The sequence below is a fragment of the Leptospira levettii genome (assembly GCF_002812085.1).
Taxonomy (GTDB): Bacteria; Spirochaetota; Leptospiria; order Leptospirales; family Leptospiraceae; genus Leptospira_A; species Leptospira_A levettii.
Window position 1 is genome coordinate 217,935 of sequence record NZ_NPDM01000001.1, and the last position, 22,701, is coordinate 240,635.

The window sequence follows — 22,701 nt, forward strand, 5'->3', positions numbered from 1 at the left end:
ACGATGAAACAAAAAAACATTTACCTAGTCGGGAATCCAAATTGTGGGAAAACCACTTTATTCAATCAACTCACTGGCCTAAACCAAAAAACAGGAAACTTTAGCGGTGTCACTGTTGAAAAAAAAGAAGGTTTCGTTTCTTTACCAAACTTAGAATTAAAAATTACCGACTTACCAGGAACATACGGTCTTGGGGGAATTGCAGAAGATAAAAAAATTGCCTACGAAATTTTACTCAAACGGAAAGAGGATGAAGTAGTCATTTATGTACTTGATGCCCTGAATTTAGAACGAGGGTTACAATTCTTATTACAAGTCATTGATATGGGTGTACCAACTTTAGTTGTTCTCACCATGAAAGATGTATTGGAAAAAAAACGAATCCAATTTGATCTAAATGCTCTAAAACAAACATTAGGATTAGAAATTGTTCTCGTAAATGCAAAATCAGGCGAAGGAATTCCTGAACTAAAAAATCTACTTTCAAATGAAAATTGTTTTCGAAAACAAAAACGACTTTGGAAGTGGGAACCAAAAGAGGAATCCTTATTTACCAAACTTAAGAAACAACTCAACATCGATACAAACGAAGCAGAATTCTTTTTATCACAAGCCTTAAAATATTTAAATGGAGACACTCACTTACAGGACAATCGATATCTAAACCAATTCCCAAACTCAACCAAACAAATCTTATCTGAAGAATTACAATCAACTCACTACCAGTTTGGTTACCAAGAAGAGATGATCCATAGATCCATATTCATTAAAAAAATCATCTCTGAAACGATTTTATCTCCAATTTCGAAAAATGGAGGATTGGGAGAAAGATTAGATTCCATTTTTTTACACCCCATTCTGGGATTTTTATGTTTTTTCCTTTTAATGGGAATTTTATTTCAAAGTTTATTTACTTTTGCAGAAATCCCAATGGATATGATTGAAGTTGGAATTACACAATTGCAAGGATACACGACGATGTATTTACCAGATGGTCCGTTTCGTTCCCTTCTCGTTGAAGGGATATTAGGTGGAGTTGGAAGTGTGGTTGTATTTGTCCCTCAAATTGCCCTCCTCTTTTTATTCATTGGAATCTTAGAAGAATCTGGTTATTTGGCTCGTGCAAGTTTTCTCATGGACCGACTTATGGGTAAATTTGGTTTATCAGGAAAGTCGTTTATCCCCCTTCTCTCTTCGGCCGCTTGTGCAGTGCCAGCTATCCTTGGAACAAGGACAATTGAAAACAAATCAGACCGATTAACAACTATTATGGTTTCGCCTCTCATCATGTGCTCGGCTAGATACCCAGTTTATATTTTGATTGTCGGTACGGTATTTAGTTACCCGCCAATTTTTGGGATTTTGAATGTACAAGGATTTGTACTTTTTTCAATGTTTTTTCTCGGCATGATCGTTAGTTTTGCATTTGCACTACTCTTTAGAAAAACTGTTTTTAAAGAAAATGCATCATACTTTGTGATGGAATTACCCAGGTATAACATTCCTTCTTTCAAAAGTTTATTCTTCACTGTATATGGTAAGGTAAAATCATTTTTAGCGACAGCTGGCCAAATCATTCTCTATATCTCTGTCTTATTATGGTTTTTAAGCCATTTTCCAGCGGAATATAAAGACAATGTTTGGAAAACAAGTCCCATCGAAACTTCCTACATCGGTCGAGTGGGTAAGGTGATGGAACCAACAATTGCACCACTTGGGTTTGATTGGAAAATCGGAATTTCAATCCTTACTTCCTTTGCCGCGAGAGAAGTGATGGTATCCACCTTAGCTGTATTATACGGATCGGAAGAAGAAGGGGAAGAATCGGAATCCTTACGAGAGACCTTAAGGTCTGATCGTAGGTCAGATGGTACCTTGGTCTGGACACCCCTTACTGGAGTTTCCCTCCTACTCTTTTTTGCCTTTGCAAGCCAATGTATGTCGACACTTGCCGTTACCAAAAAGGAAACAGGGAGTTTGTTATGGCCTACTGTGCAGTTTTTGTATATGACCACACTTGCCATCACAAGTTCACTTCTGGTTTACCAATTAGGAAAAATTTTAGGATTTGTTTAATCTGCCGACAATGAATGCAAGAGGTTTACTTTGGATTTTCATATCGGGAACAAAACTCTAACTCGCAACTCAAGTCCCTATTTGGTGGCAGAAATTGGACTCAATCATAATGCCAATTTAGAAATTGGGAAACGCACCATCGAAAAGGCAAAAGAATCAGGTGCCCATGCGGTCAAGTTCCAAACCTACCGCACAGAAGAATTCATTGATGCCAAAAACCCTGATGTAAAGTTTTTATTTGATATCTTCAAACAGTATGAGTTGGATGAAAACTTTCATCGTGAATTCCAAAAAACAGCTTTGGATTTAGGACTCGATTTTTTTTCCACTCCCCTTTGCGATTCTGCAGTGGATTTGTTAGAAAACCTCAATGTTCCTATTTATAAAATTGCATCAGGAGATATCGTCAACTTATCTCTGTTAAACAAAGTAATCAAAACAGGAAAACCTATCATAGTCTCCACCGGCGCGGCCTTACCAGAAGAAGTGATTCGTGCCATTTACAAATTCCAAAAAGAAAAAGTGGAAGTTTGTCTATTACATTGTGTATCCATGTACCCAACACCACTAGACAAAGTGAATCTACAATCCATTCCCTATTATTTAGATACAACAGATTATGTTGTTGGATTTAGTGACCATTCCGATGGGACACTTGCCTCCTCTCTCGCCATTGGTTTTGGTGCTGTTGTCATCGAAAAACATTTCACACTCGATCGAAATTTGGAAGGACCAGACCACACCATTTCGATGGATCCAGTTTCTTTTCGAAAATTGGCAGACGATACCAAACAAAGCCATCTTATGCGAGGTGAGTATGGGAAAAACACACATCCAGAAGAAACAAATGGATGGTTTTATGGCCGTAGGTCGTTATATAAACAAAACAAATCAGTGATTAGCCTACGACCTGCACTCCATACAAAAGACAATACAGTATTAAATTCTTGGGAATTAGAAAAGGTAGGTGATCCTTCTCTTTTACCAGAAGGACCCATCCGATTGGCACCTAATTAGGTTTAGGTGCCGATAGTTTTACATCTTTTGGATGATTTGTTCCAATAATGTTTTTAAAAATACTGGATTTGGTGTTCCACTTTCAATCTTACGATCGTTGATAAAAAGAGAAGGAGTTGATTGGATATTCAATTTTTCTGCTTCGTCAATTTCTGCATTCAATTGGTTTTGAGCTTCTTTGGAAGCCATACATGCTTTTAATGTGGAAACATTGAGACCAATAAGGTTTGCCAAATTCACAACACTCGCACCTGAATGAGCTACTCCCTTTTCTAAGTTATCATACAATCCACGGTACATCGGTTCAAATTTTCCTTGTTTGTCTGCACAAATCGCCGCCATAGCTGCCACACAAGAAGTTGCCCCTGGTCTTGGTTGTTGCATGAGTCGGTTACAAGAACCATCCAATGGAAAATTTTTATACACTACTTTTACCATTCCATCATACTCAGAAAGCACTGTGTGTAATATATGGCTAGTGTGAAGGCAGTGACCACAATTGTAATCCGCATACTTTACAATTGTGATAGGTGCATCTTTTTTTCCAATGAATGGAGAACCTTGGGTTTTGATTCCAAGTGTTGGTTCTAAAAAGAAAGCATCAATTTTTGTTTGGATTTCTTTGGAATCCATTCCACGAGATGTGGCAAGGGTATTCGAAGATTCACTTTTCACCCACATTTTACTCGATGCAAATCCAACGGAAAAACTAAAAAAGAAAACGAGTCCAAATGTGGTGATCCCTTCTTTTAAAGAAGATGAAATATTTAATTTTGGTTTCCCTTCTGTTTTCCATAACACAAACAAAATTGCCAAAAGAGAGATGGTGACTAGGTATGTGACAAAACACAATTGGCAAATTGTCCCAATGATTCCCACAGAAATTCCCAAAAGAATCAGATCAAAAATAAATCCTAAAACCAAAACTGGGAATAGTAGAGAAATTAGTTTTGCCACTTCATCAGAATTTGTACTTTTAGAAATGAGATAAAATGCATAAGTGATTAATCCATAAAATCCAAACCCAAGTAAGGCGATAGGAACATTACCTAAAAAGGGAACACCAGGAATGGCTGAGTAAGAACTTTCGGCGACTTTTAAACAAGAATCTCCACCACCTAATGCAGAACAAGCGGCTCCAGCTACATTATCAGTTCCAATTCCAAAATACTCTACTGCCAATAGGAACGAAAAAAGAAGTCCTAAAACTCCTACGACGAGACCACCGATTGCCAAATTTTTACGATTCATTTCTACTTTTCCCTCTTTTGATTTAGAATCCTGATACTTTCTTTTAGATCTAATTTTCCTTCATAAATGGCTTTACCTGTGATGGCACCAAACAATTTTCCATTCGTTTTTTCAAATAAAGTTACCAAATCTTCAGTTTTAGAAACCCCACCAGAAGCAACCAATTGTAAATCAGGAAACTCTGTAAGTAATTCAACGTACACATCTGTATTGGGTCCTTCCATCATTCCATCTTTGGATATGTCCGTGAAAATTACATGGCGGACTCCCATACCATACATTGTCTTTAAAAAATCTTTGTATAAAATTCCAGAATTGGTTTCCCAACCTTTAGTTCTCACATAACCATTCTTAGCATCTACACCAATGACAATTCGATTTTGTCCAAATAATTCTAAACCTTTTTCGACAACTTTTGGATCTTCCACTGCAACAGTGCCTAAGATAAAACGTGAAACTCCAAGCCCATCATAAAATTTCATATTTTCGATGGAGCGAATTCCCCCACCTAGTTCAAGTTCGACGGAGCATTCCTCTTTGATTTTTTTGATTGTTTTCCCATTTTCTGATTTTCCAGTTTTGGCTGCATTTAAATCCACTATATGGATGAGAGTTGCGCCCTGTTTTTCAAATACTTGGATCATTTTTTCGGGGGAAGAAGAATAAACAGTTTTTTTAGAGTAGTCTCCCTGTAATAGGCGGACTGCTTCATTGTCGAGTAAGTCAATTGCTGGTAATACTAACATTAGAGTTCGATAAAGTTTTTTAGGATTCCAAGTCCAATTTTGTCTGATTTTTCTGGATGGAATTGAGTTCCAAAAATTGTTTCCTTTTCAACTACGGCCGGGAACGATTCTCCATAATAATGGCAGTTAGCTGTTATATCCAAACGATCAACACCAACAGGTCTATAGGAATGAATGAAGTACATAAAGGATTCGTTTGGAATTCCCTTTAGGAGTTTTGTATTTTTTTGTTTTATATCAAAGAGTTTGTTCCATCCCATATGAGGAACCTTGAGATTGGGTTTACCTTCAAACTTTCTGATTTTGCCTCTGATGAGCCCTAACCCAGGTATTGTAGAACCAATTTTATTAGTCTCATCTGAATCTTCAAATAACACTTGATAACCGATACATATACCAAATAAATATTTTTTTGCGGCAATATGCTCTTTGATAATAGAAACAAATCCTAACTCATTTAGATTTTGCATCGCTTTGTCAAAATGTCCGTCACCCGGTAAAATGATTTTATCTGCTGATTTTACTTTGTTTGGATCGTTAGTAAAAACAAAATCATCAGTATACAATGAAACTGCTTTTAATAAGGAATGGATATTCCCCATTCCAAAATCTAAAACAGCAATCACTCGAGCATTCCTTTAGTGGAAGGAATTTGGTCTTTGGCACTGGAATCAATCGAAATTGCTTGGCGTAATGCTTTTCCTAAGGCTTTAAAGATGGATTCGTGGATGTGGTGTCTGTTTTCACCGTAATGTACCACAACATGAAGGTTCATTTTTGCGTTAAGTGCTAGTTTTTGTAAAAACTCTAACGTTAGTTCGGCGTCGTAGATTCCAAACTTTCCATCAAGTTGTGGTCCCGTATACTTAAAATAAAATCTTCCACCCAAGTCAACTGCTACAGTGGTTAGAACTTCATCCATCGGAAGAGTGAAATTTCCATACCGAAAGATTCCTTTTTTGTCCCCGAGTTGGTTGTGGATCATTTGTCCAAGTAAAATGGCTGTGTCTTCCACGGAATGGTGGCAATCAATACCAATATCCCCGCGAAGTTTTAAGTCCATATCGATGAGACCGTGTTTGGCAATATGAGAGAGCATATGCTCGAAAAAAGGGATTTCTGTATCGAATGAATAAACACCACTGCCTCGGAGGTTTAGGTCCAAGCGGATGTCCGTTTCGGATGTTTTTCTGGATTCCACCATATTCCTAAGCATGTTTGGTAGAAAACCCTGATGTCAAGAGAGAATGTAAACGATTTAGGAAGCGAGGCTCAAAACACCTACCAAATTATAACCAATAAATACCCAAAAACAATAAACCAATGCTACCAAAACAAAAACCAAAATCCGTTTCCAACGTGAGTCCAAATATGTCCCTCTATGGGAACTAACAAACCAATCAAAAATCCTTCTCAATTTTTTAGGGAAATCCGATCCTTTTTTCTAAAATTTCCAATTTATTTTCCAAACCTTTGGTTGAACATGCGGATGAGTTCAGAGATCGAATCTTCCACATATTTAAAGTGTTTCGGTTTCATAGGATCGAGAGGCATCATGTCATGGATTTTTTTATAACGATCGAAGGATTCACGAATGTATTCCATATACTTTTGGCTCGTGATTCCATATCGTTTGAAAATCGCTTCGTTTTCGACAAACATTCGTTTGAATTCATCGGCATAATTGCCATCATTCAAAAAATAATACCGCAAATCTGATTTTGCCTGAGAAAAGGCGATATCGATATTCGTGATGAATTTGGAAGATTTGGAAGTCTCTGTGACAACTTGGCTCTGTGAGGACAATTTAGAGGCTGCTTGTTCGATTGCCTTCTGTTCGGAAACTCGTTTTTCCTTTTCGAAGTCTTTTGCTAATTTTTCGCGTTTTAATACCTCATCCACAGAGGACTTTTTTTCTTCAGGCATAGTTTCATTATCCCCATCTCAAATGAGTGTCAAGAAATTAGACGAAAAATTATTCCTGAACCTTTCGTAAGGCACAATTTGGCAACCACTCACACCGTAAACAAATCGGATCTTCGGTATTATACGTAGAAGGAGGGCAAATATTAGCGTTTTCCACTTGTAATGGTTGTAAATAATGAATCACCGAAGTTCGATCTTTTTTAGATTCAATTTGTCGTAAGACAGTTTCATTGAGTTTTTTTTGGTCCAAAAACAAATCTTCCACAGGCACCACTTTTGGTTTTTGTTGTGGGATTGATTCCGATTGCCTAGATGATTCCCATTCCATTCCAGGAAGGTATGGTAATGTTGTTGGTAAAAATTGTTTGGGAAAAAGTTTCACAAGTAACCAAGCAGTCATTGCACCACCCAAATGGCAGGTATTCGAAATGGGTGCATTTCCAAATTGGGAAATCAAATATCCAATCACAAGAGATACCCATACAGCATTTTTTGCCTTCACAGGGAAAATGAATAATAACAATTCTGCATTCGGATAGAATAGACCGAATAACGCAAGTAAGCCGAAAACTGCACCTGAGGCACCAATTGTTTGTGAGGTCATGGATTCTAATACAGAAATTCCGCCACCTAACATAACGTTCAGATATGCTGAACCTACTACAAAAATACCTGCACCAATCTGAGATAAAAAGTATAAAATGATAAACTTCGATTTCCCAATGATCGGTATGATGTTACTCCCTAACATGTACATTGCATACATATTAAACAAAAGATGGATAGGTAATAATCCAACCTCGTGTAAAAATCCATAAGTCAATATTTGCCAAATTTCTCCACTGAGTACGAAGTCAGGAGTGAGTCCAAATCGAAAGATCAATTGTTGGTTTGCGAAGTATTGTAAAAAAAAGATAAAACAATTGAGGATTAAAATTACATTTAAAGGATGAAGGATCGGATTCCCGAACAAACTAGGGCCCTGGCTTCGATTTCTACTCATGGTACTTCCAAAATTTAGAGTCTAGGGAAAGAAACAAGGGAAATAAAAAAAGGGGGAATCCTTTCGGAAGCCCCCCGGGAGTGATTTAAGGTAAAATCAGGCAACAGACCCTACCTTGATTATCAATCACTTCTACCATCGGAAAACCTTGGCTCTTGCTTAATAGTTGGGAGAAAAATTTAGGCAATTTTTGAGAGAGAATACAACGCATCTCTGTTCAGAATGTCGATGCGGTTTTTGTCGACGGAGATAAATTCTCTGGCTTTGAGATCCGAAAGCGCGCGTACCAAGGTTTCCGTTTTTGTACCAATAAATGTAGCAAGTACATCCCTTGTGACTTTTAATTCCACATGGTTTTTGCGTCCTTGTGCATTGTCCAAAACGATGAGGATCTCTGCTAATTTTTCATGGACTTGTTTGGTCCCGAGGGAAACCACATGTTCTTCCATCTCACGCCACTCTTTGGCCATTTGGCGGAATACTTCTTTTTGGAAATTACTATCGTCTTTGACAAGAGCATCAATGAGAGCACCCGTGATGTAACAAGCGTGAGTGTCTTCTACAGCGACAACATTATGATGGGAAATGGAATCAGAAATACAATCGCGAAAACCTACCCAATCACCAGGCCCACTCAAACGAAGGGTTTGTTCTTTTCCACTGGCGAGTTGCACATAACTGCGTACGAGTCCTGATTTGATGAAAAAAAATCCTTCGGCCTTTACACCTGCAGTGACGAGGTGTTTGCCACGAGGGAAGATCGTAAAATCTTTCCCTGCATTGATTCGTTCAATTGTTTCATGGGCTGCACAATGGAGCACATTATGATTTTTATAATCACATAAAAAACAATCAGGATTGAGAGGAAGGTCAGACATCGAACTTTTATGTAACCCCTTACCAGTCGCTTGTCGAGACAAAATTTTAGAAACTTTCTAAAATTTTATTTACCCTTAAATTTAGGATCTCGTTTTTCTATAATACTCTGGATGGTCTCTTTAAAGTCATCTGAGATAAAGTTTCGCGCTTGGGATTCCGCTTCTTTTTTTAATGCTGAATCCAACTGTTTCCAAGAGTACAAATTTTGTTTGAGTTCTTGTAAGGCAAGTGGTGCTGCTTTTGATAAGGAAAGGGCAAGTTCCATCGCACGTTCATACACAGATGATTTGGGAACAGCATCCAAGGCAAGATTCCACTCTTTTGCCAACTCCCCGTTAAATGTTTCACCTGTGAGGAGTAATCTACCACCTAAACTTTTTCCCAGAAGTTCTGGGGCAAGGAAACTCGATCCCATCCCTGGGTGGATCCCCAAACGGACAAAATTAAACGAATACTTCCCATCACTTGCAAAAATACGTAAGTCACATCCAAACGTTAAGGAAAGACCTGCACCAATTGCATGTCCATTCACGGCAGCAATGACAGGAACAGGAAGTTTTCGCACAGATAAAAAGAAACCATAGAACTTTCTCATATCACGTCTGTTTTGTGAAAAACTTTTCTCTGAAAATGATCGTAATAAATTCAAATCACCACCTGCGCAGAATACATCATTTCGACCAGAGATGATAACGGCTCTCGGTAATTTTTTTTGTTTGCGTATGGAATGAATGAGATGGGAAAACTCTTCTCCCATTTTCCATGTCATGGAATTACGGGAAGAAGGATTGTTTAAGAAGATGGAAAGGATGGTTCCATCTTCTGTTTCACGGGATTCTATTTCTAGGAATTCATACTCTTTGGCTTCAAATCGCGATTTCATCTATCTGAAAGGATTCGTACCAGGCTTTATCTTGTAAAGATAAAGGTTTATTCCCAATTTCCATATTTTCAAAGTAATTGAGTAAAATTTCTAAGTGTTGGCTTTCCAAATTTTTATTTGGTAAAACTGAGTCTATGCCTTTGCTAAACAAAACATCAGCTCTGATTTTGTCTTTGTAGTGGTCTGGTTTTCCAGAAAAAATCAAATGGGAAGAAATCAAATCAAATCGGATTGTATCGATGATCCTGCGAAGTGAATCTTCTGATTCTAAGTAATAACGGGATGCAACTTCTGTTTGGAAATAATCACCCCATGTGATGAGATCAGGGAGAGATCCAGTTTTTTCCAAAATTTTCTTTTGGGCCTCTTCATCAGTATACAAACACCCTGCAAATCGTTCCACTATGGAATGCAGTTCCGACAGAATGGCTACCTTTTCAGGACTTAGGAGTCCTTGTCGGATCATTGGCATCAGCTCAGGATTTACATGTTTGGGGAGAGTTAGTTCCATATACTTCCCATTTCGGCGGATTCTGTCGTTTTCTGGCATATTTTCTCTACCAGAAAATCAGTTTTGGACCTCTAAAAATCGATAATTTTAGTATGGCAATCGGCAGAACGGATTCGATGCAGGAACTCATCACGATTTTAGAATCGTTATTCGATGAGACGATTATTGGATCCGATGTCAATATTGTTAAACACCTCTTTTATTACTTAAAAGCTGACAACAGAGAGTTTGAATTTATCTATGAAGAGGATAACTTAGTCGCTGCCGTTGAGGAAATTGAAGCTCATACAGTCACTCTCATGATCCCTGACCTCGTCGAAAAAGGTTCCCGCAGAGCCCGCGTTCGATTTGAGGTAATGAACATCAATTATCAGTTTGAAGTTGTCATCCTTGATATCCAAAAAGACCAAATTGTCATCAAAACTCCGACGGAGTTGCAATCATACCAGCTAAGAACGAATAAACGGATCCCCGTAGATGATTTGTTCATGAATTTTATCATTCTCTTTCGAAGTTTGTCGGGAGGGTCAAGGGAAGTTGGGAAAAACCTTTATGCAGAAAGCAGGTTCCCTCACCTAATGAAGGAAGTACGAAAAGATAGACCTGACAGTAAACTCATCAATATTATGTTAACTGAGGCAATCGAAAGAATTTCCAAAGACTATGAAATTCATTTTTACAAAGAAGATGAAAAATTAAACGAATTTGATGATTTTACTAAAAAAACAATTCTTCGCACCGGGAAAACGATCTACATCCCTGATTGTAATCGGATCACCTCTTATATCAATGAGCCAAAAGATGATGTGTTATTTAATTATTTTTCGGAACACAAGGAGATGGCAAAGGAATTAGGCGATGAATTTGCTTTGGATTTTTTTGAATCCATGAGAAAACACGAGTCCAGAAATTTCTATGTTTCTTATATCATTACACCAATCCGATTGTACGAAGATGTTGTGGGTTATATCAAAGTGTATTCCACTGCAATGGAACGATTTACAATTTCACAAAACCAAGCCATTTATATTTTTGAATTGGCTGAAATCATCAGCTATGTATTCACAAAAATTGCGATTCAGTATGGAAGTTATGAAACCATGCAATCCACAACCAAAGTTGTCGACATATCATTGGATGGTTTACTTTTTGAAATCTATGACAAACGATTGTTTCATTATTTAAAACGACACAATATCATCAAAATGTTTATCCCATTAAATAAAGAAAGGACCATGATCCTAAGGGGTGAAATCATTCGTTTTTTAGATAAAGGAGATCACTACCATCTAGGTGTGAACTATTTTAGCTCAGCACCAGACGATATGTTGTTTTTAGAATCTTATTTATTTGAAAAAAGTATGAAAATACTTTCAGAGTAATCCAGATTGTTTTTCAGCAAGCCGAATTGCATTGAGTAAATCTTCCGACAAGGTAGTTTCGCCAGTATAATACAATCGCAAAAGTTTACCGTGTTCTACAAGTTTGGATCGATATGTGGTTTCTTCATTGGTTCCTCTTGTTTCTTTCCAACGTAAATTGTAAAACTCACATGCTAATTTATGTAGGTAATAGTCTGATTTTCTAAGAGAGTAAGCTTTGTTCAAAAATTCTTCTGAACGACTGGCAAGTTCATCCCTTGTTTTGCGAAGATCAACTGTATTCCCAGCTAAATTTGTATGTAATAAACTTAAGTAAGTCACTTCAAAACTATACAACCAAACTTCGTATATTTTTGGATATAATGTACGTGCTTCTTTTGCTACCTGTGGCATCAGTTCTAATTGTTTTTTATTTTCTTTCCCTTCCACTTTGAAATAAAAAGTCAAAAACCGTAAATAGTCTACAAGGAATAACAAACGTTCTTGGGGATTCGAAAATCGTTCTCTATTTTTCCAAGCCATGGAATATTCAAAGGCAGTTGATACATACCCTTCTCCATCTTTCCAATGGGCTTTTCCTAACGCATAATGTAAATCAGGTGAACTTTGATCTAAAGATACAGCATGTTTGTATTTGCGAAGGGCTTCATCCATTTGGCCTTTCGCAAAATAATGATCACCTTGTTTTTTTGCGATAAATGCTTCTTCATACTTAGTCGTATCGAGCATCCTTGCAGCCGTGACTGGCCTATCTTCGATCAAACGAAGGTAACCTTCCCCACGCACCTGCCATCCAAAAAAAGTAGTGAGGTATACAGATTTAACAGTGATCATTCCCACGATGTTAGCATCACGAAACGTTTTGTGGTCTTGGTTTTTCTCGAGTAAATATAAGGTTTGGCCAACTCGAATGCCTTTTGGATCTGCCACTTTGATTGTGACAGTGTCTGGCCTTGTATCTACTTCTAATTCTTGTGAGAGTTTATCAACTTCGTAAAAACTCGCTTTTTCAATCCCAACCACTTCCCCCACAACAATCATACGAAGTGGATCTAAAGAGGATTGGCTTCGAAAGGCAAATGCCATACGATCAGATGGTGACTGCGCAAACAGAAACGATACGAATAAAAATGGAAAAATGAAGGGCCGAACCATCTAATGTAAGAATCGACCAAAACAAAAATGGGAAGAGAAGAAAATTGAAACCCTACCCAAATGGATAGGGAAAAAACACTTATTTGGGTTGGAATTCTAAACGATACTTGCCATCTCCCACTTGGCTTTTCGAATACAGGATTTTTCGATGGACCCCATTGATATAATCATCCACAAGATTTCCATAAAACGGACTGCCTAGATTTCCACTGTTCCCTATTGGAAGTTGTGTCACTGACTCCTCAAACCTTCCATAATCGATGACCCTTCTTTTGGAGGGCCCTGCCATCGCAGTCCAATCTTCTTTCATCAGTTTGTATTTTAGATTGTTTACTACCTCTGCTCCACCAGCACTCGGCAATGGGCCAATATTAAAAACACTACCTATCAAAGGTAATACGCCTAGTGGATGAGGGTGTTTGATTTTATATAAATTTTTCCATTTCCAAAGACTTGGAGAGGCTGAAACATTTTTTTCCAAATACCTGGCGGTAAGTTCAATCGAACGATTTAAGATATCAGTTCTTGTTTCCAAGGTTCCAACTGTTCTCAGGTCATCCCAATAATTCGAATTTGGATTTCGGATGAATCTGCGGTAAGCATTCCAATACTCAGCCATGTCCCCATACAGTTCGAAGTGTTCAGGTCCCATTTCATCAATGAGTATTTCTTTCATTGTGATGTAAAAGAAAACATCGTAAACAGCCGCCCCTTGGGACTCTGGGAAGTGTTCAAAATTCCAATTTTTAAGAATTTCTAAAACTTTTTTGCCACCTAACGTCTTTGGTTCTTTCACAGAAGAAAACAAAATCTCTAAGTATTCTGGTGCAAAAGAAGAAACAGTATCATTCTGAATGGCCGCAAGTTCTTCCAAACTCCATTTTTCTTGGGTTTCGAGAATTCCAACTAACCTTTGAAAACGATCTGGTGGTTGCCAATTTCCTTCTGGTTTACCAAGTCCCGGTAATCTTCCACTGGTGACTAGGTTATTGGCTGTGACAATGATACCATTTTTAGGGTTGATGATCTTAGGATTGTCCTTAGAAGGAACATAACCTATCACATCATTTTCGCCAGTCGAACCTTCTAAAATTTTTCTCGGATTTCCAGATTTTAGGATAGGAAACCTTCCCACTGCATAATAGGCAATGTTCCCATTTTTATCTGCGTAACTAAAATTGAGCCCTGGTGCTCCAATCATAGAAGATGCAGAATCCAATTCTTGGAATGACTTAGATTTTCCCATCTTATACAAAACATCGAGTAAAGGATTGTCTAAATGGTGGTGTGCCCAATACAAACTAACAGGTCGACCCTTATAACCTTTTATATGTTCGGTGATGATTGGACCGTGGTTTGTAATCGCCACTTCAAAAGGAATTTTAGTTCCATCTTTTTGTTTGATCTCATCTTTGTAATAGGTTAAATCTTTCCAATTGGAACCAGACTTATATTTACCAGCCTCAATGGTTTCCATATACAAATTCACGTCATCTTGTTCGAGCATAGTTAAACCCCATGCCTTGTCTCTGTTATGAGCAATGAGCGGAAAAGGAATAATGGATAAAAAATAACCATAGTTTTCATATCCAGGATATTCGATATACGCTTCATACCAAGCACCTGGATTGGATAAAGCAATATGTGGGTCATTTGCAAGAACTGCTCCACCACTGGCAGAACGACTTGGACCAACAAGCCATGAATTACTACCTTCTAAAGGTTCAATTGGTAGATTGAGTGAACTCACAAATGTTACCAATTGTTTTAAATTGGTGATATCTTTGTTTGAACGTGAGAGTGAACTTTTAATTTCACTACCTTTTAAATCATTCTTTGGATTTACGTTTGGAATTGGAAGATTGGATGTTAATTTTTTAAATCCTGGTTGGGATTCTAAAATGGAGGCATTCGGTTCAAAATCATAACGAGGGAATAATTCACTAGCAGATCTATCAACTAACTCTGATTCCATGATCGAATACAAACTATCTGATTTAATTCCTTCCGCAAATGAAAATCCCATATAAAACAAGAACGAAATTGCATCCACTCTGTCAAAAGGTCGAGGTTTGATCCCAAGGATTGTATATTCGATGGGTAATGGTTCGGTTTCTAAGAAATGATTGACTCCTTCCAAAAACCAATCCAATTGTTCCCAAGCTTCTGGATATATATGTTTTGTTTGGTTAGCATAGATTTCTGCTGTTTGTTTCAATAATAACGATTTCAAAAATTGATCAGATGGGATGAGTTTTTCTCCAAAAATTTCAGTGAGCTCACCTTTCCCAATCCTTCTTTGTAATTCCATTTGGAAAATTCGATCCTGCGCCATCGTAAAACCTAACGCAAAATAAGCGGACTTGGCATCCTCACCGACAATGTGAGGTATTCCCACTTCGTCTCGAATGACTGTGGCTTTGGAAGTTAACTTATCGGAACGAATCTCTCCTTGGTATCTTGGTGCTTTTAAGGAAACAAGCCCCCAAAATACGAAATGTAGGGTAATTGGTAACGTTAGGATCAAAAGAAACAAGAGACTGAGTAATGGTCTCTTGTGAATGTATTTTTTAATTGAATGTATCATACTTTATTGTAGTGCTTTAATTTGACGAATTCGGTTTTGTTTATCAGCTGAGTCCCAAGCCGCATTGGAAAAAGATTCAACCTTATAGTATTTGGTTTTGTATTCATCTTTGTATGGGAGAACTAATTCACGATCAGGTTCTGTTGTTTTTGCAGCTTGGATTTTACGTAGACCTTCTGCTCCTTGGTTAAACCAATCAGGATCAATCGGTAAATTCACACGATGCCCTCTAAAAGAAGTAGCAAGGTAAGGTCCATCTAAGTCCTTGTCTCGTAATATTTTCCCAAAAAAAGTAAATTCTACTTCATTTGATCCAGAAACAAGATCTCCGTCATACACTGCATAGGCGATGTATTCACCATTTTTTTCATCCTTTAAATTGGCTTCTAAATGGTATTTTCCTTTTTTATACACATTGACTACAGCTCTCACGATGAGAGACCCATCTTGGAGTGAATCCGAAAAAACTCCATTAAACTCTGCGGGAATAGAAGGACTGGAAAAAAAACTAGAAGTTAATGTAGTTTTTAAATTTTCGGGACCATATGTTATTTCAGCAACAAGGGACATTTGCCCCCAATCCGCTTTTTGTGGTTTCCAAGAGAATGTATGAATGTTATCACCTCTGGTTTGGTCACCATCAGTTCCACTGTCGTTCACTGATGCACTCACCACTCCATATCGTTGTCCTTCCCACTCTTTAAAAACTTGGTGTGAATCTATGGAAACTTTCACACGATTCCTTGCTTTATCACGACATTCGAGTGTAACATACATCATATCTTTATTTCCAATCACTGCCCATGTTTTTGGTTGGAATAAACATACATAACCTGTTGGTTCGTTCGTTTTTGCATCGATTGTATAGTCTGGAGATGTTTCAATAATGAAAGGGAACGCTAAATCATGATTGAGAATTGACATTGGTCTTGAGAAAGGTGGGTATTCTGCCCATTCTAAGTATTTTTCTAATATATATTCAGGAGTTGCTCCATCATCAGGAATCCCTTCTCCGCCATCACCACCTTCTCCACCTGATTCATTTCCCTGCGTTGGATCCGAATTTCTTGCCATTCTTTCTTGTCTTGCTTTCTCTTTTGCTTCTTGGTCAGAACCAAATCCATCCTTAACGAAATAAAAGATCAAACCTACTAATACTAGTATAACAACAGTTAGATACACACCGTATCTACGAAATAAATCCATACGCTCCCTTCCTTATCTTTTATAAAACGGTTAAGAGCGTTGTCGGTTTTGAAACGATGTAAAGTAAAATTTAAATGGAAAAGAGACTAGCGATTGATTCAGAAATCGGGATTTCAGTCGGGATGGGCATCTGTTTCCATTCTTCATAGTATTTGTATACTGTTCGTGAATAAGAAGGAACACCACCAAATCGTTTGTATCCACCTAAACCAGCATTATAAGATAACAATGCTGCTTCGAGGGATTCTGTGCGTTCCATTAGATAATTTAAATAAAGAACACCTAATATCAAATTGGTTTCAGGTTCCAAAAGATCTTTTTCCGAATGGAATGGGATTCCTTCTTTATTCGCAAGCCACTTCGCTGTTTCCGGCATAACTTGCATAAGGCCAATAGCACCTTTATGTGATTTTGCTCGTGTATTGAATTGTGATTCCGTTTGGATGAGGCCAACCAAAAAACCTAGTTTGTCCATTGGTTCTTTTGCCACAGTGATTTTCTCTTTTGGGAATCGAATGTGGTAAGAAGCCCTCTCAATCACTGTGACCAAGTCCTTTTGTTCCTTTTTGGAAAAACCAGGTCGGTGTTTCACAATGAGGGAATGTAACTTTACCTTTGCGGAAAGATCACTTGGGCTGTTTCCAGAGGGGTTGATTTTCCCGTACGATTCGAACAGAAAGACCAAAACCAAACCAAATACCGCAATTTGATGATAGAAGTTGGATTGTTTTCGCATGGTGACTGGTAGTCTCCTTATTGTGCATTGCACAATAAGGCCAGTTTCTGGCAGCTCTCTCTGGTGGCAAGTGGGATTTGTGCGACGCACAACAAAAAAACCGGACAAATGGGAAATGCTTGCCGAAAGATTCTTCACTCGCATTTCTGGAGAGGCTTGGCACCAACTCTCAACCTTTACAGTTTCTTCTATTTCGGACTCAGTTTGGTGAGTGGGATTGCCTATATTTACTTTCGTTCGAGAAAAGAGGAACTGACCCCCAGTTTTCGAGGATTACTCATCCCCCTCCTCAGTTTGTTTTATTGGTCCGTTGCCTGGTCGATTTGTAATTCGTTCTTAAGCCACCTCACTGCCTATGTATTTGTTTTTCTGAAAAATCCAGCCATTCTTGTACTGGGTGTTTCTACTTCAGAGTTAGCGTTTCGGTTCCAAGAAGACTTGTTCCCACGTTGGCGTAAATGGAGTTTGCGGATCCAAACAGGACTTGCCTTATTTGCAGGTTTGGGGAATGGAATCGGTTTCTTTTTTCGTGAAATTCGTTTCGATCCTAAAATGGAATTTTATGTTCCCGTTCAATCATCAGAAAACACATTGATCCAATTTTCCATTTTATGCATTGCAATTACTCTCTGTTTGGTTCTTGTAAATACTTTAGTTGCCCTATTCACAAAATACAATCGATTAGATGGTTCTAAAAAAAGAGCAACTGGTGGATTTATCTTAGCAATCTTAGGAATCCTTTCTTTAGCATTTGCCGACATTCTTGTAGATCTCAATTATGTGAGTAAACCTACTTATTTATTTGTTCTGACCAATCTTACGATCATCATCATGACCATTCTTGTTTTGGTTTCACTCAACCAAGACACTGTTCCTTCAACTGTTGGATTTAAAATTATGACTTTTAATCTAACAATCTTGTACCTCATTCTTTCCATTGTTGCAAATTTTTTATTCAATCGTTTCCGTATCGACATTCAAAACGAAATGAGTAGAGAAAAACATAATATCAAAACCCAATTAGAACTTGGGAACATTTATCCTTTTGTATATTTATCTGACCTCGTCATTGACATGCAGGAAAAAAACTTTCGTATCAATAAAATTGAATTCTCGGAAAACCAAATAGATACCTTACAAAATAGAATTCCTTCCTATGAATTTTTTAAATTGGACACATTCAGCAATGACCCTAACGGAATTTATTGGACTTCTGATTTTTTTGCAAAAAACCATCACTTTTTAGTCGCTATCCCTTATATTGAGTATCGAGGCAAGGTTCACCAAACTGTTGTATGGTTAATCATAACGCTCCTTTTTTCAATTTTTACAATCTTTATGTTATACCCAGTCTTACATAAAACTAGTATTGTTTACCCTTTAACAAGACTCCTTTCTGGGATCAGAAGGATGCAATCAGGTGATTTATTTGTTTCAGTAGAAGTTTCCAGTAAGGATGAAATTGGGGAACTATCAAAAAGTTTTAATGAAATGATTTCGATTGTTAGAGAAGCAAGATTCCAACTCGAACAAAAAATTGAAGAACGAACCGTATCTCTCAATAATACAATTTTAGAATTACGAGATACCCAGGAACAACTGTTACATGCAGAGAGAATGTCCACATTGGGTAAAATCGCGGCAAGTGTAGCACATGAAATCAATAACCCACTCGCTGCCATCAAAGGGAGTATTCAATTCATAAAGGATAGTCAATTTTCAGATGACTCAGACAAACGTTCTCCATTGGAAATCCAAGCAGATGCACTCATTGAAAGTTTTAAAAATCAAAAACGTTCGGAAGTCACTTCCCGATTCAAACGAAAACGAGAACTCACTCATTTTTTTAGATCAAAACAAGTTTCCGATCCAATCTCTCTTGCCGATACCTGTTTCGATTTTCATATGGAAGAGATACCAACTCCCTTTTTATCTTTATTTGACACAAAAGAAGGGATCGAAGCCTTCCAATCAAGACTCAACGAACATGTGATCCGATTCCATTTAGGAATCATTGAAACTGCAGTCGAACGTGCCTCAAAAATCGTATTCGCATTAAAACACCACTCCTACCAAGGACCGAAAGACAACCAAAAAGAATTGTCCTTGAGAGAAGGCATCGAGTCAGTTTTGAGCATGTATTCCAAAAGTTGGAAACCCCATGTGGACTTGGAATGGAATTGTGAAGGGGATCCAATGGTATTTGGGCATGCCGACGAACTTGTACAAGTTTGGACCAATTTGGTCTATAATTCCTTCCAAGCCTGCCCGAGTGAAAATGGTAAAATTTCCATCAGCCTCAAAACTACCGATTCTGAAGCTGTGGTAAGGATCGAGGATAATGGAAAGGGAATTCCCGAAGACATCTTACCTCGGATTTTCGAACCATTTTTTACAACCAAAGAGCTGGGAATGGGCACGGGACTCGGTTTGTCCATCGTCCAAAAAATCATCGAAAACCACCAAGGGACAATCCAAGTCCATAGCCAACCAGGGAAAACCCTCTTCACCATCCACCTCCCCCTAGCAAATACCTAGGATATCTCGAGTAGTTTTGTCATGAAAACAGCGACAATGGCAAAATTATGTTAAAATTTTGTCTAAATTGGTCAAAAAAATTCTTGTCAATCTTTTGCCAAACTTATACAACAAGGGAAACACCAAACGGGAATAGGAAATTACAATGCGAACTCTCCTCACAGCCATCACCACTTTGCTCCTAGCAGGGTCACTCAGTGCACAAACTTACACTGTGTTCATACACGGAAAATCAGACAAAAACCATAACGGTGTGGGAACCACTGATGTGAACGGGTATTGGGGTTCTTCTGTGAATTCCGTAGGCGGAACTCGTATTTTCATTGGATATGATGGAACCACTGATCCTCGCTCCTACGGTTCGTCTCGTGCCCAAACCAATATTTCCACAGGACTTACAAACTACTGCAAAGGAGCAAACTCCTGTAAAATCGTCTGCCATTCGGCTGGATGTTATGCCATTGAATATTGGTTATCCAATTTAGGTTCTACTGCTTCTTCCAAAGGTTTTAACCTCACAAAAGTAACTGCCCTTGCTGCTGCTTCCGGCGGATCGGAACTTGCAAACGCACTGAACGGAATCACTTTCGGTTTTGGTGGAAATGCAATGGACAAATCACTCATCGTAACAACTGCACGTGGTGCGTTTAACCATAATAATACGGCTGGTGTTGCAGTGAATCATGTCCCTGGTTACAAAGGTATGTTCGGAGCTTCTGCCATCCTTCCTGGTGAAGATGATTATGCTGTCGCTTACCACTCTTCTTGTGGATACAACCGCGCTGGTGGACTCAACAAATGCCAATCTTCTCTCACTCAATACGAAGGATTATGGCCATTCGGATCGAACAAAACATATAACCAATACAGTGGCCACTACCGTGCACCATCTGTTTCCTCCACAGGTTTGTATCTAGACCATGGTCAGATCAAAACGGAAGGTTGGAGATAAAATTTAGGAATCATTGATAGAAAGGAAAAGGAAAAAAGAGATGCGTAGCTCAATCACAACAATACTTGCGTTCCTCGTTGCAGGATCGCTTAGTGCACAAACCTATACCGTGTTCATTCACGGTAAATCGGACAAAAACCACAATGGTGTGGGAACAACAGATGTAAACGGATACTGGGGTTCTTCCACTAGTTCAGTTTCTGGATCTAAAATTTTCATCGGATACGATGGAACTTCTGACCCAAGAACATACGGATCTGCTCGCGCACAAACAAACATCGCGACAGGTTTGACAAACTACTGTAAAGGTGCAAACTCTTGTAAAGTTGTATGCCACTCTGCAGGTTGTTATGCGATTGAGTATTGGTTATCCAATTTAGGTTCTACTGCATCCTCTAAAGGTTTTAACCTTACAAAAGTAACTGCACTTGCTGCTGCTTCTGGTGGATCAGAACTTGCTTCTGCTCTTAACGGAATCACTTTTGGTTTCGCTGGAAACGCAATGGACAAATCTCTTATCGTATCGACTGCACGTGGAGCATTCAACCATAACAATACCGCTGGTGTTGCTGTGAACCACGTCCCTGGTTACAAAGGTTTGATTGGAGCTTCTGCGATCCTTCCTGGAGAAGATGATTATGCTGTTGCGTATCACTCTTCTTGTGGGTACAACAAAGCAGGTGGACTCAACAAATGCCAATCTTCTCTCACTCAAAGTGAAGGGATTTGGCCATTCAACTCCAATGTAACTTACACACAATACAGTGGTCACTACAGAGCTCCTTCTGTATCTTCTACTGGTCTTTACCTTGACCATGGACAACTCAAAGGAGAGGGATACCGATAGGATCGGATTCCACTCCTAACCTTACCAATCTCTGGTAAGCCAAACGGACCAGCCACTCAGGCTGGTCTTTTTTTTGCCCCAATACATTACAAATTGACATATTTGACTTATTTGTGGAATTTGTGTTTAAAGAAAGAAAATCAGGAAAGGGAAAAACAATGCGAAGCACAATCACAACCGTACTAGCGTTCCTCTTAGCAGGATCACTCAGTGCACAAACCTACACCGTGTTCATCCACGGAAAATCGGACAAAAACCACAATGGTGTCGGCACAACTGACGTAAATTCGTACTGGGGAACCTCTGCGAATACTGTTTCAGGATCCAAAATTTTCATCGGGTATGATGGAACTTCTGATCCAAGAACATACGGAACTGCTCGTGCCCAAACAAACATTGCCACAGGACTTACGAACTATTGTAAAGGGGCAAACTCTTGCAAAATCGTATGCCACTCTGCGGGATGTTATGCGATCGAGTTTTGGTTGGCAAATTTAGGCTCAACTGCGTCATCTAAGGGTTTCAATCTTACAAAAGTAACTGCACTTGCAGCTGCTTCTGGTGGATCCGAACTGGCATCAGCTCTCAATGGTGCTACTTTCGGCTTCGGTGGGAACGCAATGGACAAATCACTCATCGTATCCACAGCTCGTGGTGCGTTTAACCATAACAATACGGCTGGAATTCAGATCCACCATGTACCAGGTTACAAAGGTGCATTTGGACCTTCTGCAATCCTTCCTGGAGAAGATGACTATGCAGTTGCATACCATTCTTCTTGTGGATACAACCGTGCTGGTGGTCTTGACAAATGCCAAACTTCTATCGTTAGCGGTAGCACCACTTATACACAATACACAGGACACCTTAGAGCACCTTCTCTAACTGCGACTGGTTTGTATAAGAATCATAGTGAGATCAAAAACGAAGGAACAAGATAATTGTAGGTATAAAAAAACCCAACGTTTTTAAATGTTGGGTTTAGATTTAAAAGCTGAAGGGAATC

The 22,701-nt window shown here is 38.5% G+C and carries 20 protein-coding genes; 7 read left to right on the plus strand and 13 right to left on the minus strand.

What is annotated here, in order from left to right:
* Positions 1 to 3 precede the first annotated feature (3 nt).
* Entirely contained in the window at positions 4 to 2,076 is a 2,073-nt protein-coding gene (feoB, locus tag CH354_RS00940) for a ferrous iron transport protein B (RefSeq protein WP_100726296.1), read from the plus strand.
* Positions 2,077 to 2,106: 30 nt separating this feature from the next.
* On the plus strand, positions 2,107 to 3,093 hold the full coding sequence (locus CH354_RS00945; protein WP_100726295.1) for an N-acetylneuraminate synthase family protein: 987 nt from the start codon (positions 2,107 to 2,109) through the stop codon (positions 3,091 to 3,093).
* An 18-nt stretch (positions 3,094 to 3,111) separates the two neighbouring features.
* On the opposite strand, the gene CH354_RS00950 is transcribed toward CH354_RS00945, so the two are convergent.
* The 9 genes from CH354_RS00950 to CH354_RS00990 all read right to left on the minus strand — a co-directional run bounded on the left by CH354_RS00950 (position 3,112) and on the right by CH354_RS00990 (position 10,292).
* Positions 3,112 to 4,344 carry a vitamin K epoxide reductase/DsbA family protein gene (locus CH354_RS00950; protein WP_100726294.1) on the minus strand — a complete coding sequence of 411 codons (1,233 nt, stop codon included), beginning with the start codon at positions 4,342 to 4,344 and terminating at the stop codon, positions 3,112 to 3,114.
* A 2-nt stretch (positions 4,345 to 4,346) separates the two neighbouring features.
* Complete coding sequence (hisA, locus tag CH354_RS00955) at positions 4,347 to 5,090, minus strand: 1-(5-phosphoribosyl)-5-[(5-phosphoribosylamino)methylideneamino]imidazole-4-carboxamide isomerase (RefSeq protein ID WP_100726293.1); 744 nt, start codon at positions 5,088 to 5,090, stop codon at positions 4,347 to 4,349.
* Entirely contained in the window at positions 5,090 to 5,716 is a 627-nt protein-coding gene (hisH, locus tag CH354_RS00960) for an imidazole glycerol phosphate synthase subunit HisH (RefSeq protein ID WP_100716331.1), read from the minus strand. Before hisH ends, hisA begins: the two co-directional genes overlap by 1 nt.
* Positions 5,713 to 6,294: an imidazoleglycerol-phosphate dehydratase HisB gene (hisB, locus tag CH354_RS00965; protein ID WP_165780321.1), complete on the minus strand. Its 582-nt coding sequence runs from the start codon at positions 6,292 to 6,294 to the stop codon at positions 5,713 to 5,715. The genes hisH and hisB overlap by 4 nt, the downstream gene beginning before the upstream one ends.
* 254 nt (positions 6,295 to 6,548) lie before the next feature.
* Entirely contained in the window at positions 6,549 to 7,016 is a 468-nt protein-coding gene (locus tag CH354_RS00970) for an LIC11177 family protein (protein ID WP_100726292.1), read from the minus strand.
* A gap of 49 nt (positions 7,017 to 7,065) precedes the next feature.
* Positions 7,066 to 8,019 carry a rhomboid family intramembrane serine protease gene (locus tag CH354_RS00975; protein WP_100716328.1) on the minus strand — a complete coding sequence of 318 codons (954 nt, stop codon included), beginning with the start codon at positions 8,017 to 8,019 and terminating at the stop codon, positions 7,066 to 7,068.
* A gap of 179 nt (positions 8,020 to 8,198) precedes the next feature.
* The gene (locus CH354_RS00980; RefSeq protein WP_100716327.1) at positions 8,199 to 8,897 is read right to left on the minus strand and encodes a Crp/Fnr family transcriptional regulator; all 699 of its coding nucleotides are present in this window, start codon (positions 8,895 to 8,897) and stop codon (positions 8,199 to 8,201) included.
* Between the two features lie 65 nt (positions 8,898 to 8,962).
* Complete coding sequence (locus tag CH354_RS00985; protein ID WP_100716326.1) at positions 8,963 to 9,781, minus strand: enoyl-CoA hydratase/isomerase family protein; 819 nt, start codon at positions 9,779 to 9,781, stop codon at positions 8,963 to 8,965.
* A complete protein-coding gene (locus tag CH354_RS00990; protein WP_100726456.1) occupies positions 9,765 to 10,292 on the minus strand; it encodes a hypothetical protein in 528 nt (175 codons plus the stop codon). Before CH354_RS00990 ends, CH354_RS00985 begins: the two co-directional genes overlap by 17 nt.
* Before the next feature lie 92 nt (positions 10,293 to 10,384).
* Between CH354_RS00990 and CH354_RS00995 the strand changes: the two genes are divergently transcribed.
* Entirely contained in the window at positions 10,385 to 11,674 is a 1,290-nt protein-coding gene (locus CH354_RS00995; protein WP_100726291.1) for a DUF1577 domain-containing protein, read from the plus strand.
* Here CH354_RS00995 and CH354_RS01000 read toward each other — a convergent pair.
* From CH354_RS01000 to CH354_RS01015, 4 genes are all read right to left on the minus strand, one after another.
* Positions 11,666 to 12,829, minus strand: coding sequence for a tetratricopeptide repeat protein (locus CH354_RS01000; RefSeq protein WP_100726290.1), 1,164 nt, complete (start codon positions 12,827 to 12,829; stop codon positions 11,666 to 11,668). The two genes, CH354_RS00995 and CH354_RS01000, sit on opposite strands and share 9 nt — an antisense overlap.
* 79 nt (positions 12,830 to 12,908) lie before the next feature.
* Entirely contained in the window at positions 12,909 to 15,416 is a 2,508-nt protein-coding gene (locus CH354_RS01005) for a penicillin acylase family protein (protein WP_100726289.1), read from the minus strand.
* A 3-nt stretch (positions 15,417 to 15,419) separates the two neighbouring features.
* Positions 15,420 to 16,622, minus strand: coding sequence for a hypothetical protein (locus CH354_RS01010; RefSeq protein WP_100716322.1), 1,203 nt, complete (start codon positions 16,620 to 16,622; stop codon positions 15,420 to 15,422).
* 70 nt (positions 16,623 to 16,692) lie between these two features.
* On the minus strand, positions 16,693 to 17,358 hold the full coding sequence (locus tag CH354_RS01015) for a lytic transglycosylase domain-containing protein (protein WP_100726288.1): 666 nt from the start codon (positions 17,356 to 17,358) through the stop codon (positions 16,693 to 16,695).
* Between the two features lie 156 nt (positions 17,359 to 17,514).
* On the opposite strand from CH354_RS01015, the gene CH354_RS01020 reads away from it, so the two are divergent.
* The 4 genes from CH354_RS01020 to CH354_RS01035 all read left to right on the plus strand — a co-directional run bounded on the left by CH354_RS01020 (position 17,515) and on the right by CH354_RS01035 (position 22,636).
* Positions 17,515 to 19,896, plus strand: a complete 2,382-nt coding sequence (locus tag CH354_RS01020) for a HAMP domain-containing sensor histidine kinase (RefSeq protein WP_100726287.1) — start codon at positions 17,515 to 17,517, stop codon at positions 19,894 to 19,896.
* Positions 19,897 to 20,041: 145 nt separating this feature from the next.
* Positions 20,042 to 20,848 carry a hypothetical protein gene (locus CH354_RS01025; RefSeq protein ID WP_100716320.1) on the plus strand — a complete coding sequence of 269 codons (807 nt, stop codon included), beginning with the start codon at positions 20,042 to 20,044 and terminating at the stop codon, positions 20,846 to 20,848.
* Positions 20,849 to 20,888: 40 nt separating this feature from the next.
* Positions 20,889 to 21,695: a hypothetical protein gene (locus tag CH354_RS01030; RefSeq protein ID WP_100726286.1), complete on the plus strand. Its 807-nt coding sequence runs from the start codon at positions 20,889 to 20,891 to the stop codon at positions 21,693 to 21,695.
* A 158-nt stretch (positions 21,696 to 21,853) separates the two neighbouring features.
* On the plus strand, positions 21,854 to 22,636 hold the full coding sequence (locus CH354_RS01035; RefSeq protein ID WP_100716433.1) for a hypothetical protein: 783 nt from the start codon (positions 21,854 to 21,856) through the stop codon (positions 22,634 to 22,636).
* Positions 22,637 to 22,701: the final 65 nt, after the last annotated feature.

What these genes read in the sequence shown, in the direction of transcription:
- CH354_RS00980 (WP_100716327.1), bottom strand. Translation starts at nt 8,897, where the DNA reads ATGTCTGACCTTCCTCTCAATCCTGATTGTTTTTTATGTGATTATAAA.
- CH354_RS01000 (WP_100726290.1), bottom strand. Translation starts at nt 12,829, where the DNA reads ATGGTTCGGCCCTTCATTTTTCCATTTTTATTCGTATCGTTTCTGTTT.
- feoB (WP_100726296.1), top strand. Translation starts at nt 4, where the DNA reads ATGAAACAAAAAAACATTTACCTAGTCGGGAATCCAAATTGTGGGAAA.
- hisB (WP_165780321.1), bottom strand. Translation starts at nt 6,294, where the DNA reads ATGGTGGAATCCAGAAAAACATCCGAAACGGACATCCGCTTGGACCTA.
- CH354_RS00995 (WP_100726291.1), top strand. Translation starts at nt 10,385, where the DNA reads ATGGCAATCGGCAGAACGGATTCGATGCAGGAACTCATCACGATTTTA.
- hisA (WP_100726293.1), bottom strand. Translation starts at nt 5,090, where the DNA reads ATGTTAGTATTACCAGCAATTGACTTACTCGACAATGAAGCAGTCCGC.
- CH354_RS00975 (WP_100716328.1), bottom strand. Translation starts at nt 8,019, where the DNA reads ATGAGTAGAAATCGAAGCCAGGGCCCTAGTTTGTTCGGGAATCCGATC.
- CH354_RS00970 (WP_100726292.1), bottom strand. Translation starts at nt 7,016, where the DNA reads ATGCCTGAAGAAAAAAAGTCCTCTGTGGATGAGGTATTAAAACGCGAA.
- CH354_RS01035 (WP_100716433.1), top strand. Translation starts at nt 21,854, where the DNA reads ATGCGAAGCACAATCACAACCGTACTAGCGTTCCTCTTAGCAGGATCA.
- CH354_RS01025 (WP_100716320.1), top strand. Translation starts at nt 20,042, where the DNA reads ATGCGAACTCTCCTCACAGCCATCACCACTTTGCTCCTAGCAGGGTCA.
- CH354_RS01005 (WP_100726289.1), bottom strand. Translation starts at nt 15,416, where the DNA reads ATGATACATTCAATTAAAAAATACATTCACAAGAGACCATTACTCAGT.
- CH354_RS00950 (WP_100726294.1), bottom strand. Translation starts at nt 4,344, where the DNA reads ATGAATCGTAAAAATTTGGCAATCGGTGGTCTCGTCGTAGGAGTTTTA.
- CH354_RS01010 (WP_100716322.1), bottom strand. Translation starts at nt 16,622, where the DNA reads ATGGATTTATTTCGTAGATACGGTGTGTATCTAACTGTTGTTATACTA.
- CH354_RS01030 (WP_100726286.1), top strand. Translation starts at nt 20,889, where the DNA reads ATGCGTAGCTCAATCACAACAATACTTGCGTTCCTCGTTGCAGGATCG.
- CH354_RS00985 (WP_100716326.1), bottom strand. Translation starts at nt 9,781, where the DNA reads ATGAAATCGCGATTTGAAGCCAAAGAGTATGAATTCCTAGAAATAGAA.
- CH354_RS01015 (WP_100726288.1), bottom strand. Translation starts at nt 17,358, where the DNA reads ATGCGAAAACAATCCAACTTCTATCATCAAATTGCGGTATTTGGTTTG.
- CH354_RS00990 (WP_100726456.1), bottom strand. Translation starts at nt 10,292, where the DNA reads ATGGAACTAACTCTCCCCAAACATGTAAATCCTGAGCTGATGCCAATG.